7 protein-coding genes and 9 pseudogenes are annotated in these 16,488 nt (G+C 60.2%); 7 read left to right on the top strand and 9 right to left on the bottom strand.

All coding sequences use genetic code 11. The annotated features are described in order from the left end of the window. Nucleotides 1–1,633: 1,633 nt before the first annotated feature. From pimD to IVA92_RS19495, 3 genes and pseudogenes are all read right to left on the bottom strand, one after another. Nucleotides 1,634–2,775: pseudogene (pimD, locus tag IVA92_RS19485) on the bottom strand (pimeloyl-CoA dehydrogenase small subunit). Nucleotides 2,776–2,843: 68 nt separating this feature from the next. Further along, a pseudogene (gene pimC / locus IVA92_RS19490) lies at nucleotides 2,844–4,029 on the bottom strand (pimeloyl-CoA dehydrogenase large subunit). 939 nt (nucleotides 4,030–4,968) lie between these two features. Next, nucleotides 4,969–5,235, bottom strand: coding sequence for a hypothetical protein (locus IVA92_RS19495; RefSeq protein WP_346658129.1), 267 nt, complete (start codon nucleotides 5,233–5,235; stop codon nucleotides 4,969–4,971). Nucleotides 5,236–5,895: 660 nt separating this feature from the next. On the opposite strand from IVA92_RS19495, the gene IVA92_RS19500 reads away from it, so the two are divergent. The 3 genes and pseudogenes from IVA92_RS19500 to istB (IVA92_RS19510) all read left to right on the top strand — a co-directional run bounded on the left by IVA92_RS19500 (nucleotide 5,896) and on the right by istB (IVA92_RS19510) (nucleotide 7,411). Continuing rightward, nucleotides 5,896–6,216 (top strand): hypothetical protein, encoded by a 321-nt coding sequence (locus IVA92_RS19500; protein WP_247276632.1) that lies wholly within the window; start codon nucleotides 5,896–5,898, stop codon nucleotides 6,214–6,216. A gap of 95 nt (nucleotides 6,217–6,311) precedes the next feature. Beyond that, complete coding sequence (locus IVA92_RS19505; RefSeq protein WP_247276633.1) at nucleotides 6,312–6,557, top strand: hypothetical protein; 246 nt, start codon at nucleotides 6,312–6,314, stop codon at nucleotides 6,555–6,557. A 50-nt stretch (nucleotides 6,558–6,607) separates the two neighbouring features. Further along, nucleotides 6,608–7,411 (top strand): annotated as a pseudogene (gene istB, locus IVA92_RS19510) (IS21-like element helper ATPase IstB). Nucleotides 7,412–9,613: 2,202 nt separating this feature from the next. Here istB (IVA92_RS19510) and IVA92_RS19515 read toward each other — a convergent pair. Beyond that, on the bottom strand, nucleotides 9,614–10,114 hold the full coding sequence (locus IVA92_RS19515; protein ID WP_247276634.1) for an IS66 family transposase: 501 nt from the start codon (nucleotides 10,112–10,114) through the stop codon (nucleotides 9,614–9,616). On the opposite strand from IVA92_RS19515, the gene IVA92_RS19520 reads away from it, so the two are divergent. The 3 genes and pseudogenes from IVA92_RS19520 to IVA92_RS19530 all read left to right on the top strand — a co-directional run. Beyond that, nucleotides 10,107–10,403, top strand: coding sequence for a hypothetical protein (locus IVA92_RS19520; RefSeq protein WP_247276635.1), 297 nt, complete (start codon nucleotides 10,107–10,109; stop codon nucleotides 10,401–10,403). The genes IVA92_RS19515 and IVA92_RS19520 overlap by 8 nt on opposite strands. A 342-nt stretch (nucleotides 10,404–10,745) precedes the next feature. Further along, nucleotides 10,746–10,883 carry a transposase gene (locus IVA92_RS19525; RefSeq protein ID WP_247276638.1) on the top strand — a complete coding sequence of 46 codons (138 nt, stop codon included), beginning with the start codon at nucleotides 10,746–10,748 and terminating at the stop codon, nucleotides 10,881–10,883. Nucleotides 10,884–11,142: 259 nt separating this feature from the next. Next, nucleotides 11,143–11,917: pseudogene (locus tag IVA92_RS19530) on the top strand (IS630 family transposase); the annotation flags it as partial. Between the two features lie 67 nt (nucleotides 11,918–11,984). Here the strand turns inward: IVA92_RS19530 and istB (IVA92_RS19535) are convergent. Together istB (IVA92_RS19535) and istA are read right to left on the bottom strand one after the other, a co-directional pair. Then, nucleotides 11,985–12,846 (bottom strand): annotated as a pseudogene (gene istB / locus IVA92_RS19535) (IS21-like element helper ATPase IstB). After that, a pseudogene (gene istA / locus IVA92_RS19540) lies at nucleotides 12,846–14,094 on the bottom strand (IS21 family transposase). Before istA ends, istB (IVA92_RS19535) begins: the two co-directional pseudogenes overlap by 1 nt. A 147-nt stretch (nucleotides 14,095–14,241) precedes the next feature. On the opposite strand from istA, the pseudogene IVA92_RS19545 reads away from it, so the two are divergent. Then, nucleotides 14,242–14,412: pseudogene (locus IVA92_RS19545) on the top strand (IS630 family transposase); the annotation flags it as partial. A gap of 355 nt (nucleotides 14,413–14,767) precedes the next feature. Here the strand turns inward: IVA92_RS19545 and IVA92_RS19550 are convergent. From IVA92_RS19550 to IVA92_RS19560, 3 genes and pseudogenes are all read right to left on the bottom strand, one after another. Next, a pseudogene (locus IVA92_RS19550) lies at nucleotides 14,768–15,622 on the bottom strand (IS66 family transposase); the annotation flags it as partial. Nucleotides 15,623–15,744: 122 nt separating this feature from the next. Then, a pseudogene (gene tnpB, locus IVA92_RS19555) lies at nucleotides 15,745–16,100 on the bottom strand (IS66 family insertion sequence element accessory protein TnpB). 34 nt (nucleotides 16,101–16,134) lie between these two features. Then, nucleotides 16,135–16,488, bottom strand: a 354-nt coding sequence (locus IVA92_RS19560; protein ID WP_247276636.1) for a hypothetical protein, incomplete at its 5' end; no start/stop codon positions are given.

The following is a 16,488-nucleotide window of genomic DNA, read 5'->3' on the forward strand; positions in this document are numbered from 1 at the left end:
AAGATGCAGCCGGTTTGCGCCAACAGCAATTCAGGGAAGCAAAGGAACAACTCCAACTTAACTCGGCTCACTGTCCTCCACCCCGACGTCATGCGGACCCCCTCGTGACGCGCGGCCAACGCCCTCCATCGCCAGTGCACCACTATCTCGTCCAGCTCGCCACGGAGGCTAAGCGCAATGGACGTAACAGGGCTCGCTGCCGGTCTCAGACGGGACCAGGAACCAAAGCCGCTGCGAGACAATGAGCGCGGCACCCGCGCCAAACGCGATAAAGATCCAGCTGGGACCGCACTCAACAGCGCAGCGTTTATCGCATTGAATTCGATCGTTCGAGCCAGCTTCATATAAACCTCTCGGCCGGAAACCACGAGAGCGCAGTCGTCATAAGCTTTCTCCACCTTGCTTCGAGCAATCGGCGTGCCAACAGAGGAGGTACGAGCGAGAAGGGAAAACATGCGTTTCGCGCCGCGCCGGCGCAATACCCAATGGTCGTGTTCCGGACATGGCGTCTTGAACCGAACAGAGCTGAACAATGAATATCGGATGACACCGCAAGTCGACGAACTCGCACCTCAGTAACGAGATTGGTCTCCTCGATGAACTTCATGACCAAGGTGTGAGGCCGCAGGGCCGCCCCTGCAGCGTCTATGGCATTGATCTGGATCGTTCGAGCATGCTTCTTATGAACACCTCGTCCCAATCAACTCAGTGCTACTGAAATAAAGCGCGCGTTCTCGACTGGTTGCGGCCACCTGAGCCTGTTCGGCAGGCCTCGATAACGCCTCGTGACGAAGGAGCTTGGCCTACGCAATTTCCATTTTGCGGCCGTGGGCGCAGCGACGCGGGGCTGGGGGAGCCGACGGCGGCGGCGCGGCGCACACACGCAGGCGATGCGGTCGGCGGACCACGCCGCGGAGATCGCTCGATAGCAGCGGGACAACGAGCAGCTGCGGTGCAGCCCGATAATTTAAGAAAGTTCATTGCGATCTTTACTGACGTTGCGAAATGCGTGGCGTGACCGGTGTCTTGCCGGCCGGCTATTGTGGCGCGGGCGCGCCCAAACAGCCACCGATTCGTCGCCAATCGTGGACTCGTCGACGACAAGCGGGTTCACCGTATTCCAATGACCCCTATGGCGGCCTACGCATCTATGCCGAATTGAAGGCTCAGGCCGCGGGCGAGCCGCTGGCACCTCCGAGCGATTGATGCACCGCCACGGCATCACGGCGATCATGGCAATAGGGCGCTCATGCTCCGCACCCGCGTATACTGCCTGAAACGCATAGCAGTCTCGGGCGTGCGCCACATCATCAATTCGCCATCGATCGGAATCGTGCCGGCCATAGTTACCAGAGTGATCGGCAGCGCGATCACGCTCATGCCCTTGTAGCGCTCGATCTTCTGGATGGCAAACCTACGGAAGCACGCTTAGCGCCTTTCCGTTCGGGCGCGGTGTTCGACTCTGCTGGCTAACTTTCAATCACCCGCCCGAAGCTGAGCTCCGGCTAGATCGGCGATGGGCTCTCCAAATGCCTCCTGTCGTTTTTCGATCCGTGACGCAAGCTTCTACATCGCTCCAGGTAAAAGGCGGTTCACGCGCCATTTCGTCGCCTCACTGCCTAAGGGCCACAACTCACACCAACACGCCCGTCTCACTCACGCGAGCAAGGTGATAGTTGGCATCGCCGAAAGTGTTCTCGATCATGGTCAGCCGCTTAAAATAGTGGCCGATCTTGGCCGCCATGGTCACGCCAATCCCGCCATGAAGCTGGATCGACTGCTGACCGATGAATTTTCCGCTCTTCCGATCTGCACTTTAGCCGCGGCGACCGCTTTTGCACGCTCGGCAGCATCATCGATATACGCGGCCATCGTGGCGTACATCGACATCGAGCGCGCCTGTTCGAGCGCCACAAACATATCGGCGGCGCGGTGCTGCAGGCTCTGAAATGAGCAGATTGGCACTCCGAACTGCTTCCGCGTCTTCATATAATCGACTGTGGTCTTCAGCGATTCGTCCATCAACCCAACGGCTTCCGCGCAAAGCGCGGTGCGGGCGTCGTCAACCACCCGCTCGATCAGCGGCAACGCGTTCTCAGGATCGCCGATAGCCGCTGCGCTGCTCACTTCGACCCTTGTGAAGCTGATGTCGGCGGCATGCAGCCCGTCCTGGGTCGGGTAGCTCCTTTTGGAGATGCCGCTTGAGTCGGCAGGCACCAAAAGAGCCGCGATACCGGGTCGATCGCGTTGAGCTCCTTTGGTGCGCACGGTGACGATTAACGTGTCGGCGTTCTCGCCATTGAGCACAACAAATTTTTCGCCGTCAATGACCCATCCATCGCCGCTCTTTTTCGCGGACGTAGTCACGTCGTTTAGATCATAGCGCGACCTCCTTTCGAGCTGCGCGAATCCAAAGGTTTTGCTGCCGTCGATGATCCCAGGCAGATGAGCTGCCTTCTGCGCGTCCGAGCCGCCATGGCGCAGGAAGCCCCCGCCGATTACAACGGTGGCAAGATAAGGCTCGACTACCAGCGCTCGGCCGAACGCTTCCATCACGATCATGGTCTCCACGCCGCCGCCACCAAACCCGCCGTCGGCTTCGGCGAAGGGAAGCCCCAGCAGACCCTGCTCGCCAAAGCGGCTCCAGATCACTCTGCTCCAGCCGCCCTTGTCTTTCAGATATTTCTTGCGCTGCTCGAAATCGTAGACATCGGTTAAGAGTCCATCGACGCTTTCCTTGAGGAGCCGCTGCTCCTCGGACAAATTGAAGTCCATATCTAAGCTTCTCCTGGTGACGGATCTGACCTCCTGCCTATTCCCCATTTGCAGGGGGAAACGGAGAGTTATAGCCCGAGCACCGCCTTAGCAATGATGTTGCGCTGGATTTCGTCGGAGCCGCCGTAGATCGAGACTTTGCGGTTGTTGAAGTAGCTTGGCGCTATCTGCCCGGTCCAATCCATCGCTTCGTGCGGCGAATCGGGATGTTCGCTATAGGGCGCAGCGAATGGCCCGATCATCTCCATCAAGAGTTCAGTCGCGGTCTGCTGGCATTGTGAGCCCTTAATCTTAAGCATGGAGGACGCAGGATTTAACTTGCCTCGCTTTGCTTGCCTTCGTCGGCGGCAATGCGCAGTTGCGTGAGCTCCAGTGCCTTTAGCTCGATCTCGGAGATGGCGAGCTTCTCCCGGAACACGCAATCCTCGATCATAGCCCGGCCGCCACTTTCGAGGTCAGAGGCCAGCCCCTTGATGCGCCGGATGCGCTCCTTGGAGACGCCGACCCGTGCAATGCCTGTGCGCTCGTTGCCGAGCAGGAACTTTGCGTAGTCCCATCCCTTGTTCTCCTCGCCGATCAGGTTTTCGTAGGGCACCTCGACGTCGTCGAAGAAGACCTCGTTGACCTCATGGCCGCCATCGATTGTCTGAATCGGACGCACCGTCACGCCCTTGGAATTCAAGCGGCATACAATGAAGGAGATGCCCATTTGCTTCTTAGCGCGGGGATCGGTGCGGCAGAGGCAGAAGATCATGTCGGCATGCTGCGCGAGCGTGGTCCAGGTCTTCTGGCCATTGATGACCCACTTGTCGCCCCTCGCGTTCTGCCTTGGTCGTGAGCGAGGCTAGGTCCGAGCCAGCGCCGGGTTCCGAAAAGCCCTGGCACCACCAATCATCCACGTTTGCGATGCGCGGTAGGTATTTTTTTCTGCGCCGCATTACCGAAGGTATAGATGACCGGGCCGACCATGCCGACGCCAAAGGCGAGCGGCGTCGGCGCCGGATACATCTGCAGCTCCTCCCTGAAGATGTAGTGCTGAATCGAGCTCCAGCCTCTGCCACCGTATTCCTTCGGCCAGGAACTAACATTCCACCCCTTCTTGTTGAGGATGCGCCACCACGTCACCATCTCCTCCTTCGATATATGGCGACCATCGATCATCTTGTGCCGCATCTGGGGCGATACATTGTCGCGGAGAAATTGCCGTACTTCCTGTCGGAAGGCTTGTTCTTCCTCGGTGAATACAAGATCCATCAGATTCTCCTGGAACCGAATTACGTCGCGGCCGCGCTAGGATGGCGAAACCCTCTCCATGATGCTTATTGGCAGAGGCCTCGACGTGAGGTGGAACTGAACCCGAAACGTGTCGACGGGGCTGACGAGCGGCAACGCAGCCGCCTGTCTCTAGCGCGTGGCGATACCAAGAATTCCCCCTTCTTAGCCCCCCGAACCCGTTAGATGATGGTGCCCCATCTCCGCGTCCGACTACTGGGTTGTTCAGTTTGTCGCAAAACGTGATTTGCCCCACTAAGGGCGTCTTGCTCCCGGTCAAGCGAGCGTCAACGCATTTCTATACCGGTTTACGGAAGCGAGAACATCGCCCATCCTGTACTTCTAAGTGCTTTCGACCGCCTTTCTCAGTGTTGCCGCCTCACTGTAGCAACGGTCTTGCTAGCGGCGTTCAAGCGCTTTAAACTTCTAACACGATCCCTACTTCGCAAAGAATCACCGGCATTTTGAACCGAACGGACATGGTATGCTGTCAGAATTCGGACAACCATCAACAGGCGACCGTCGTTTCTATTGGCGCCGCGGACACAAATTTGCCAGCCTTCATTACCTCTCAGTTCGATGCGAATAGATGTGCACTATCATTCGCCTGCCGTTCGAGCCCTTAGCCTGAGAACGGACGATGCAGAATCCTCGGGTTCGCGGAAATGCTGGTAGACACGCAGTTGAGGCGTTTTCGGCATTGCGGCTCGCCAGCGACAAGGGTCCAGAACGGCTTTCGACGCGCGCGCTTGGTGCTGCCATAGTCGACCAACCAGCTCGTTTGACGAGCAGCCTGCCGCAACAGCTTATCCTAATCAGACCAGGGACGTCATCATCCAGCCCAACGGTGCTTCGATCCGGTTGCGCACCTGCCAATCAGCAATGCTGCGGTAGCGCCGGCGGCAGATGCTTCAGCACCTATCAAATCGGTGCCAGCGCCTTCCAATCACTCTCGATGCCCAACGCCGACCGTTGGGCACGGGGACGTCCCGCGTGTGCTTGATGGGCCCGGCGACAATCGCCTGCCGAAGCGGGCTTCCGGTTCGGTTGAACTAGCAACCGCGCCACGTACATGGACGAGGAGCGCATGTGCGGCGGCAGAACGGCAAGCAAACGCAGCGACGCGACAACTGCAACCCCATTGCCCCCAATATGCAACTTACAGCGGACGCCGAACGCTTCTGCCATATCGGCGATCTTCTTACATTCTGACAACCCGCCCGCGCAAATGTCGGGGATCGCCGCGCGCGAGACGAACAGGTTGCGGAAACCGACGGAGGTGAACTCACATTCCGGCCTGCGATCGGGATCGAAATTGCCGCCTTTGCCGCGTTACTCACCCAGGGGTAGTCGCTGCCAAAATCGGTAAGGCCGTGCTGCGGGGTTGAAACGCATTAAGCTTTTGCTTTGAGAAGATTCGCGCGGCCCAAGGAGCAGCGGAGTACTGTGCATCGCCAGTCGCCTGGCTTGCGATCCGCGTTCAGCCGCGCGGCGGTCGTGGACACAATCGTCACCGAGGTAGTTAGTACCGGATGCCTTGAGAGTCTCAGCCGACTTCTCGGGCTTCATTAATCCGCATATCCGTATTGCAACGCCACCCTGCCCTGTGCACCGCGCTGGCGACCACGCGGTTTGAGACGCCGGCGGGCCGGCAGTTGCAGATCGACTTCGCGGAGCGCCTGGTCGAGATGGGAGGGGCAAAAGTCAAGGCATTCGTGTTCGTGGCAACGCTTAGACACTCGCAACGGCTCCATGTGCGTGCGTTCCGGGCCGAGAGGCAGGAGCATTTGTTTCGCCCGGCTCGATAGCACATTCACGACCTTCAGCGGTGTGCCGGGGGAAGTGCTGATGGACAATTCCCGCGCGCTTGTCGCGCGCCACGACGCGGTGGGCCGGTCAGTTCAGTTCAGCGACAAGCTGATAAGCCTTCTCAATACATTGGGGCTTCCGCCCTCGCGCCTGCGCGCCCATCGGACCGCACGGAGGGCAAGACAGAGAACGGCCAGCTACGTGAAGAAGAACGCGATCCTCGGTCATTCCTTCCCAAGTTGGGAAGCGTTCGAAGCGCATCTCGACAGATGGGAGCGTGAGGTTGCGAACGTTCGTATCCACCGCACGACCGGCGAGGCGCCGATCGTCCGCTTCGCCGTGACGAGATACATCGGTTGAAGCCACTCGGCGGGCAGCCCCCGTTCGGATCTTGCGTGGACTGACCCGCGTCGTAGGCAATGATTGCGCCGTCGTGACGCCTGATTGGCGAGCGCGTGGCGGTAACGATCGCGGCCGCCGAAGTGCAAATCCGTTATGGATTGTACCAGGTTGCGGTCCACAAGAATCTGAGGGTCGCCGGCTGCGGATCATCGACGCCGCCCATCTCGATGGTGTCGCTGGGTCGCAATGGCGCGGGCCGCCGCGCGGAGATCGCGGCGGCGGTGCTGGCGCCGTCCTCACTGACGTCGTTGTTACGTCCTCTTGCCGAATACGAAGCCGTGGTCGGAGGAAGCTTCTGATGACGCGAACAAAACACGTAAAGGAAGCAGCGACCGATCCGCTGGATGCCATGCTGGCGCCATTGCAGCTCTCCGGCATCCCCGATCAGCTCGACAGCCTGCTCGACGAGGCGGCGCGCGCGAACCTGTCAGCACGTGAGACGCTGATCTTGCTGTGCTTGCGCGAGGTCCCACGCAAGGACCATCGCCGCGTCGAGATGGCGCTGAAGCTCGCACACTTCCCAGCTGTGAAGGAGCTTGCTGGCTTCGACTTCGAGGCGCAGCCATCAATCGATCCAAAGCAGATCCGCGATCTTGCCGCACGTTGGATCGCCAACAGCGAGAATTTGCTGCTGCTCGGGTCGCCCGGCGTCGGCAAGACGCATTGTCGATCGCGCTCGGGCCGGAGGCGATCCTGGCCGGGTACACGGTGCAGTTCACCACGGCGACGACGCTGGTCGCAGTCCTTGCCAAGGCGGACGGCGAGCGACGCCTGGACGAGAAACTGCTCGCGCTGTCGGAACCAAAGCTGCTCATAGTGGACGAGCTCGGCTACTTGCCACTTGAACCTGACGCGGCGCATCTGTTCTTCTAACTGATCAGCCGGCGCTACGAAACCGACGCCATGCTGATAACGTTGGACCGCAGCGTTGCCGAATGGGGCGTAGTGTTCGCCGATCCTGGTCGCCACCGCGATCTTCGACCGGCTCCTGCACCACAGCCCTGTGCTGACAATCCGCGGCGACAGCTACCGGCTCCGCGCCAAGCGCAAGAGCCGCCTCATCAAGACGCCGACTGCCGGTGACGGCCCTCCGGTCGGCTCCGCCCCCCTCCGGCCCGTCACCGGCGGAAACAACCTTCAACCGAGATCATAATCCCGATGGTGGGGGCAGTTCTTCATGACGGAGAGGGAGGCAGCTCCGGATGGCGTTTGACAATTGATTCATCTGCACCACATGGTGGCCTAATCATCTAGTTAGAGCTAGATCGGCGGGAGCTCAACGCTATTACGGCTCCGGCCGGCATAATTTCGGTTGCACGCGATGTGCACACAATGCCACCCCGCATGATGATCAGGCGAACGATCACGTAGGCGCGCCCGCCCCGTGGTTCCGTAGTTCGCATGTCTCGAGCGCGATGATGTGGCTTGCGAATACAAACTTGAGATCAGCTAGGACGAGGACCAGATTCCTATTCCAGTCTCAACCACCATTAAAAGCCCGCAAACGTCGTCCGCGAAAACGTCTTCTGCCCAATTACTGTTCAGCGTGTCTGGCGGGCGCACGGTAGCGAGCCGCTCTCAGTAACTTCGCGATCCGCTCCCTTCATTGCGGCCCACAACTACGCTCGGCGGCTTAAAACCTTTGCCTGACACATACGAATACATCTGCAAATGCGGACCCCAGCCAAAACGATTCAAACTCAACCCCGTCCGGCAAGTGCCGGGACTAAGCACCTAGTCCGTCCCCCGATCAGGTTGCAAAAACCGGAGAAGCCGCCCACACCTCATTGGGAGGAGCACCGGTCTAGCCTGCGGCAGCCCCGATGATACTGTGTGATAAACTGATCCTGCATCGATGGAGGATTCTGGAATTCTGAGTTTTCGATCGCAGTAGAACGCCAAAGGTGGCACCGCGTTTCTCGTTCCTTCAGCTCAACGAACACGCCAACGGCGTCGATTGCCAAGAAAGCATTTGCGGTTCTGCCGCGGTCGTCGCCCATGTGCAGCAGTACCGTATGAAAATCGACGCAAGCGTTCCGGACCTGACGACATCCATGTCCAGTGTACCGCAAATAAGCACTACGCCGTAGCCTGACGTGATCAAGTCGGTCTTGTTCTCTATTCGCCTATAGACCAGCTGTCTTGTACGCACCTTTTCTATGAATTCATCCCTAGTGTCGATGTTTCCCGCAGTGTGAATGTAGACCCCACCTGGTGCCATCAACTTTCGCAGCTCTGACGTATCGCCAGCCAAGCATGCGGCTAGCCTTCGCCGATCCGCCTCTACAGCTTCCAGTACAAAGGCCTCCAATACCTCCTCCTCTTACAGAGTTGTGGCTTCAAACGAAGCCTCTGCAGCTTGGACCTCTGGGCGCCGATTCCATCGAATCAACCCAACACAAGCAAGTCAGCTATTCATTATCGTATGCGGTGGCACCACGCCGCCGCATACGATCATCTGCGCTCGCGGCCAATCACAAAACGTTGGTGCCAGACGTCATCGAGGAATTGAAGGCGGCTGGCAGCCGACGAGGTCTTGCCCCGGCTCGAAGAACCAAGCACAGTCAAGAGCGCATCCTGAGCGAGATGCTTACTGACCAGCGTTTCGCCACTGTTTTCTCAGAACATTTTCTACCAAAGCATCATTCGTGCCTGGCATCAACCCTCTCTATGGCCTCTCGTCTGTTCGGCCCACGCGGCGCGACGATGTTCTTTCCTGACGGACTGGATCTAGTTACGCGATAAGGCCAACCCTCCCCCAAGTGTCTGCGATTAACCAAACCGCGCTTCCTTCCCACCTACGATAAAGCATTCGCGATTCTGGAGCCAACAGGATCTTTCACGGAAATATTATGGGGCTATGAGAGCCGAATTTCATCGACGTATCGGCTCCGAAGCCGAAATCCTGCGCCGGCTCTGCAGATTGCGTTGATTCAGGTTCGTCCATGGGCCGAGAGGCGGTTTGGCTTGGACGGTGGTGGGTGCGCTGGATGGCTGATCTCATTGCGATCGCTCCGTAAAACTATTTGCCCTTTTCCATGGCCATGACCACGTCGTATGTCGGCCGGCATCGAGCGTCAGAACTGAGGACGATACTGCCGCAAAAATGCAGCGGAATTCGCCTCGCCTCCATCGAAGCAAATTTTAACCCCGATCGGGGTCCCTGATCGGACCCAGTGCGCTGTCGACTTGGCGCTCGCTCTAATTCTCCACGCGGAGCGCGCTGCAAGCTTTGTTGAGCCGCGGCAAATGCGCAAGCGTCGTTCTCAGGCCACGGCTTTGAAGGCTTGAGCGCGATAGGCCCAGGGCAGTAGCTGGTCGATGTCGCGGTCTGGATGCCCGTTGATGATCCTGGTCAGGACGTCGGTGAGATAGGCGAGCGGATCGACGTCGTTGAGCTTGCAAGTCTCGACCAGGGTTGCGACGACGGCCCAATGTCGACGCCCCCGTCGGATCCGGCAAACAGCGCGTTCTTGCGACTGAGCTTGATGCCGCGGATTGATCGTTCGGCCGTATTGTTGTCGAGTTCGATGCGGCCGTCATCAATGAAGCGCGTTAACCTTGCCAGCGAGGGCATAGCGGATGGCCTCGGCGAGCTTGATCTTCTGGCTGATGAGAGCCAGCTTAGCGCGCAGCCATACCTCAAAGCATCGGCCGGTGGTCGGCTCTTCTGCTGCCGCACGAGGCGACGCTCCTCCGCGCTGCGGCCGCGGATCTCCTTCTCTATCGCATAGAACGCGGCGATGTGCTTCAGCGCCCCGCTCGCGTTGTAGCCGATGGAGTGGACGCCCCCCGGCGGCATCGATGTGCCAAAGTGCGAGTGTTGAAACCCGGTAAGGAGGACGTCCGTGGACAAGGTTAGCATCATTGGTTTGGATTTGGCCAAGAACGTGTTTCAGATCCACGGCACGGGACGTGATGGAAGGATGATCCTACGTAAAAAGCTCAACCGCAGCAGATTGCTCGAGTTTTTCACCAAGTTGCCAAGGTGTGTAGTCGCAATGGAGGCCTGCGCCAGCGCCCACGACTGGGGACGGGAGATAAGTAAATTTGGGCACGATGTCCGGCTGATCCATCCCTCCTACGTGAAGACCTTTGTTAAGCGCCAGAAGAATGATGCAGCGGATGCGGAAGCGACTCGCTGAAGCTGCGTCTCGACCCACGATGCGCTTTGTCGGCGTCAAGAGCGCCGAGAAACAAGCCTCTTCCATGGCATTCAAGGTTCGTGATCTCTTAGTTCGACAGCGTACACAGGCGATTAACGCTTCGAGCGGACATCTTGCGGAATACGGCTTGATCGTTGCTCAGGGCGTGAGACATATCCCCGCTTGGATGAGCTCTTAGCAACATATCCGGACCTGCCCGATCTTGCTCGTGGCCTTTGCCAGAATCTCTTGAAGCATGTGGAAGCCCTGTCGGAGCAGATAGTAGAACTGGAGAAGGGACTTCGGATGCGCGCTAGAAAGGACCAGGTCGCCTCTCGCTTAATGACTATTCCGGGGATCGGGGCAATCTGCGCCACCGCGATAGAGGCCTTGGCGCCCTCGGCGGAGACCTTTTCCAAGGGGCGTGATTTTGCGGCCTGGATGTGTCTCACGCCCAAACAGAGTTCTTCCGGAGGCTAGGACAGGCCTGGCAAAATCTCCAGGATGGGCCGGCGAGATCTCCGACGCCTCCTTGTGCTTGGTGCGACTGCCGTCGTGCGATGGGCAAGACGATATGGATCGCCAGCAGGATCCTGGCTGGCGAGAATGCTCTCGAAGAAGCCTCCAAAGCTGATTGCGGTCGCTCTAGAGCGGTTCATCGATTGATTGAATCGGAAGGGATTCCGTCGGGCGGCGGTTTGTGATTCAAGATGCTGGCTGGATCGGAGGCCAGCATCGGATGGTCCGACCTCTTTCGTATGATCTTCGTGAACGCGCCGTGAAGGCGGTGGAATCCGGCGAGAGTTGCCATGCCGTGGCGGCCCGGTTCGATTTTGCGGTGTCGTCGCTCGTGAAGTGGAGGCAGCGCTATCGCGCAACGGGATCGGTGGCGCCGGGCAAGATGGGAGGGCACCGCAAGCCAGTTCTGGAGCCGCATCGAGCGTTCATCGTGGAGCGGATCAGTCAGATGCCACATCTAACGCTGCACGGGCAAGGACGAACTTGCCGCGCGAGGCGTGAAAGTCTCGCACCACGCGGTGTGGACCTTCCTGCGACGCGAAGGTCTCAGCTTCAAAAAACACTGTTCGCCCTTGAACAGGGCCGCGCCGATGTCGTGTGGCGGCGGCAGCGCTGGCGCAGCTTGCAGGATCGCCTCAATCCACACCGCCCGGTGTTCATCGACGAGACCTGGATCAAGACCAATATGGCACCGCTACGCGGCTGGGGAGCCAAGGGCAAGCGGCTGCGCGGCTTTGCGCCGCACGGTCACTGGCGAGGCCTGACCTTCCGGTGCCCTGCGCTGTGACCAGCTCACTGCGCCTTGCGTGTTCGACGGACCGATCAACGGCGAAAGCTTCCGCGCCTATGTCGAACAGCAACTCGTCAAAGTGCTCAAACCGGACGACATTGTCGTCATGGATAATCTGGGTAGCCACAAGTCGCCGACAGTCCGTCAGATGACCCGCAAAGCCGGCGCCAGGCTGTGGTACCTGCCGCCGTACTCACCCGACCTGATGTCAACGGCGCACGGAATCTCCTCAGAAGTGGCGCCGCAAAATTCCCCAGTTGGCGGGATGGCGATCAGCCGTCGACGTGATCAGCACCTCGGTCTTTTGGTGGCCGGCCCCGGCGTTTCAGGGGCGGGGGAATGGGGTTCGCGGTTGCCTGCGTTTTGTGTCGGATTGTCTCGGGGACGAGATCAGCATGCTCGCGTAGGCGATAGCTCGAGCCCTCGATTTGGATGACGACGGCGTGGTGAAGGAGGCGATCGAGCAGCGCGGTAGCGACGACGGAATCGCCGAAGATCTCTCCCCACTCGGCGAAGCCGCGGTTCGAGGTTAGGATCATAGCGCCTTTTTCATATCGGGCGTTGACGAGCTGGAAGAACAAGTTGCCGCCACCGGGAGTGACCGGGAGGTAGCCGATTTCATCGACGATGAGCAGCGCGAACCGGCAGTAGTGGCGGATCCGCTCGCCCAGAGCGCCGTCACGTTCGGCCTTGGCGAGCGAGGCGACGATATCGGCGAGGGAGCTGAAGTAGACGCTGCGCCCTGCCTTAACGGCCTCCACGCCGAGAGCGAGGCTCAAATGAGTCTTGCCGGTTCCTGGTGGCCCGATGAGATGGACGGCCTCGGCCCGATTAATGAACTGCAAATCCGGCGAGCGCCAGGACGCGGTTTTTGTCGAGCGACGGTTGGAAGGCGAAGTCGAAGCCGGCGAGCGTCTTTATGGCCGACAACTTGGCCATTTGAACCGCCATTTTGATGCGACGGTTCTCGCGCATCGTAAGTTCTTCGGTGAGCAAGGCGTCGATGGCGTCGTGGGCGCTAATTTCGCCGCGTTCGAGGCCGCGCAGGGTGACGTCGAGGATTTCCAGGGCGCGCGGCATCTTCAGACTGACCAGGTTGGTCTTGACGCGCTCGATGACGGAGGAAGCACTCATCATACGATCTCCTGGGCTGCCAGGCGGCGGCCGACGGCCGCGTAGAAGTCAAGCGAGCGACGAACGGCGTGGTCACCGGGGCGCGTGAGGGTGACGGGTTCTGCACTGCCTGGAAGGCGTCGGCCGAAGCTGGCGAGCTTGCGATGTGCCGGATCGAGCCGCTTCTGGCCCCGACCTTCGAGCGGCCACCAGCACGCCGCCCTCGAAGATGCGGATTTCGTCGGCCAGGACGTGGACGTCGAAGACCCGCCGCCGCGTCGTATCAGGCACGCTATACAGATTGCCGCCGACGCTCACCATGCCTTCGTGCGAGGCCCGTCGCTCCAGATGCAACACCGCCCGGTAGGGCGCGCTCGGCAAGGCTTGCAGTGCCGCCTTTTCCTCGGCGAAGGCCTCATTGACGACCCGATGGGTCGTGGCATGCACCCGCGGATTGGCGACAGTATCCAGCCAATGGCGGAGCTGGCCGTTGAGGTCGTCCAGATTGCGGAAGACCCCGCCGAGGAAGAAGTCCTCGCGGATGTAGCGGAACGGCCGCTCGACCTTGCCTTTTGTCTTGGGCCGATAAGGTCGGCAAGCGCGCGGCTGGAAGCCATAATGGCGAGCGAGATCGACCAGCGCGCGGTTGTAAACCACGAGCCCCTCGGCGTCCTCGCCAAGGACAGCGGTCTTCATGCGGTCGTAGAGGATCTCGCGCGGAGCGCCGCCGATCGCTTCCAGAGCGGCGATATGGCAGCGAAGCACTGTTTGCAGGTCCTGATGGACAACGAACCGCGCCCAGATCAGTCGTGAGTAGCCGAGCACCATCGAGAACAGCCAGACGATGCGCTTGACCCCTGGCTCATCGACAAACGCGACCTCGAACCTGGCGAAGTCGACTTGCGCCTGCTCACCTGCTGGAGTTTCAAAACGCACCTCGAAGGCTGCCGGCTGGGCAGGCCGCAGCTCGCGCACGCGATCGCCTCCGATGCTGTAGCCGCCGACGAAGCCGCGTTCCTTGAGCTCACGCCACAGCCGCACGGCGGTGAGCGCAGGATAGGCAGCCAGCCGCTCACGCAAATAAGCTTCGAAGTGGTCGACAATTCCGGGCCGCACCGCTCGCTTTTTGTAGACCGGCGGCTCCAATCCTTTGGCGATGTAGGCCCTGACTGTCTTTCGGTGGACACCAAGTTGCCGGGCGATAGCGCTGACCGACAGACCTTGGCGATGCAAATCCAGGATCATGACAAGTTCCCCAAGTTTGAGCACCGCGCCCTCCCTTCCGCCTGCAGGAGGAACGTCGGCGATTCGACGCGCCGGCCGACCGTCCAGGGCATGCCCTGGACGGTCGGCCGTCACGAAAACTGGGGAATTTTCAAATGCCATAAGTGGGGAGAATTACTCCGCCACTCACACCTGAACCCGATCGAGCAGGCTTTTGCCAAGATCAAGCACTGGATGCGCATCGCACAGAAACGCACGGTCGACGACGCCTGCGACCACATCGGTCACCTCGTCAAAAGCCTTGTGCCCGCCGAATGCAGCAACTACTTCGCCAATGCCGGGTATGCTTCCATCAAAAAATGAAACGCTCTAGCAAACAAATTGGCGCGTAGCTTCGGCCTTGATGGTCCGCGGTGGCGTTTACCAAGCTCCAGCGTCTGGTGCTGCGTAAGGCAGGGCGAGAAGCCGAGAGACGTCGGGAATGTGGTAAGGTCCAACGGAGGATTATGGGCAATCGGTCAGGGACTAGGATTGGAAGAATCAACAGGTCAATGAGTGCCAGAGAGCACGCGTAGCCGAATTGGATCCAATCCAGGCATTCCATAAGGGCCCGCGACGTGTAGAGGTCGCATCACGAGGCCGGACACACGTCAGCACCCGACCACATGCCTGTTCCGAAGTTAGATTTGCTTGCATTTACTAGGGCGTCCACACACACATCGACCTGCAGAACGCCCTTGAAGCCGGCAAGATGGCTGAACAACCGCTCGGCTTTGCGGTCGGGTGCATAACATAGGCGATGCCGGACGGATCGAGGCCGCCCCAAGGCCTGTCGTCGGCGGCATAGGCCAGAGCTGACTGGTCCTGGTGCGCCCTCGACCGGGATCGAGCACCGGCACCGTCGTCTCGTCGGCGAACAGCTTGGACCTCGCGAAGCACCGTGAGAAGGCGCTCATGCAGCGGGCGCAGATGGAAGGCAGCATGCCCAGCCCCGTCCGCCAACGTCGATCGATCGAGAGCGATGCCCTGGCGGGCATAGATCTGGGCCTGCCGGTAGAGTGGCAGATGATCGGCATATTTGGACACCAGAACCTGAGCGACGGTGGCCTCCGTCGGCAGTCCGCCCTCGAACCAAGTGGGCCGGAGCCTCGGCCTGCAGGACGCCATCTTCGCAGGCGCGGCAGGCGTATTTGGGACGTCGGGTGACGACAACGCGGAACTGCGCCGGCACCATGTCTAGCCGCTCGCTCTTGTCTTCGCCGATCTGGTGCAGGTCGCCCTGGCAGCAGGGACAGGTCTTGGCGTCGAGGTCGACCACGACCTCGATCCGCGGCAGATGCGCCGGCAATGCTCCGCGATTGTTGCGGCGCTTGCGCGCGCGCTCGGCCCGGCCTTCCGGAGCGGTCTCGTCTTGGCTGGCTTCCGTACAGGCCGCAACCTGTTGGACGTCCTCGAGACCGAGCAGCATCTGCTCCTCGGGAAGCGACTCGGCCTTCCGGCCAAAGCGATGACGCTGCAGTTCCTTGATGATCTGGCGCAGCCGCTCGCTCTCGTGCCGCTCGGCCAGCAGCATCGCCTTCAGCGTCTCGGGATCATCAGGAAGGTTATCGCTCACAGACAAATCAGAGCATATTCGCGCCCGCCTGACGACGTGCCCGATGCCCCTGATTCACTTCGCCGCAGCGCGGCCCACAATTATCCGGCTTGCGTCGGGACCACCGTCTCCCGTGCCGCGTGGACACGCCGCCAATCGAGCCCTTCGAGCAGCGCCGACAATTCCGCCGCCGACAAACGCATCACGCCATCCTCGATCTTCGGCCAGCGGAAGACGCCTTCCTCGAGCCGCTTGGCGAACAGGCACAAACCCGTACCGTCCAGAAGATCAGCTTGATCCGGTCCGCGCGCTTGGCTCGGAACACATAAACAGCACCCGAGAACGGATCGGCCTCCATGTGCTCGCGTTCCAACATGGCAAGCCCCTCCATTCCCTTGCGGAAGTCGACCGGCTTAGTTGCCACCATCACCCGGACAGTTCCGGACGGCCCGATCACCGGCTTGCCTTCAGCGCATGGACAATGGCCGCAATCATCGCCACGTCCGCGCCTCGGCCGGCCCGGATAGTGACGCCTTCGGCCTCGATCTCGATGCCCCCGACATCGCAATAGCGAGCCTGGGCATCGCAACGGCGAGCCCGGACATCCGGCTTGGCCTTGCGTCGCGCTGCTTGCGCTCATGGCCAACAGCCACGGCCGGTATCACGGCGTCTACCACCGCCGATACAAACGGCGGATCGTCAGCCATCGGCGTCGGCAACCGGCGTGCTTGCCGGCGCCAAGTGAACGTGAGCGTCACGATAGGATCACCGGTGCCCGGGCTTGACTTGCGCGGAATGCTCTGGATAGCGCGGTCGGGATGATTGACGCCGCCGGCGCGCGGTGA

The sequence above is a fragment of the Bradyrhizobium sp. 154 genome, from assembly GCF_023073875.1.
Lineage (GTDB): Bacteria > Pseudomonadota > Alphaproteobacteria > Rhizobiales > Xanthobacteraceae > Bradyrhizobium.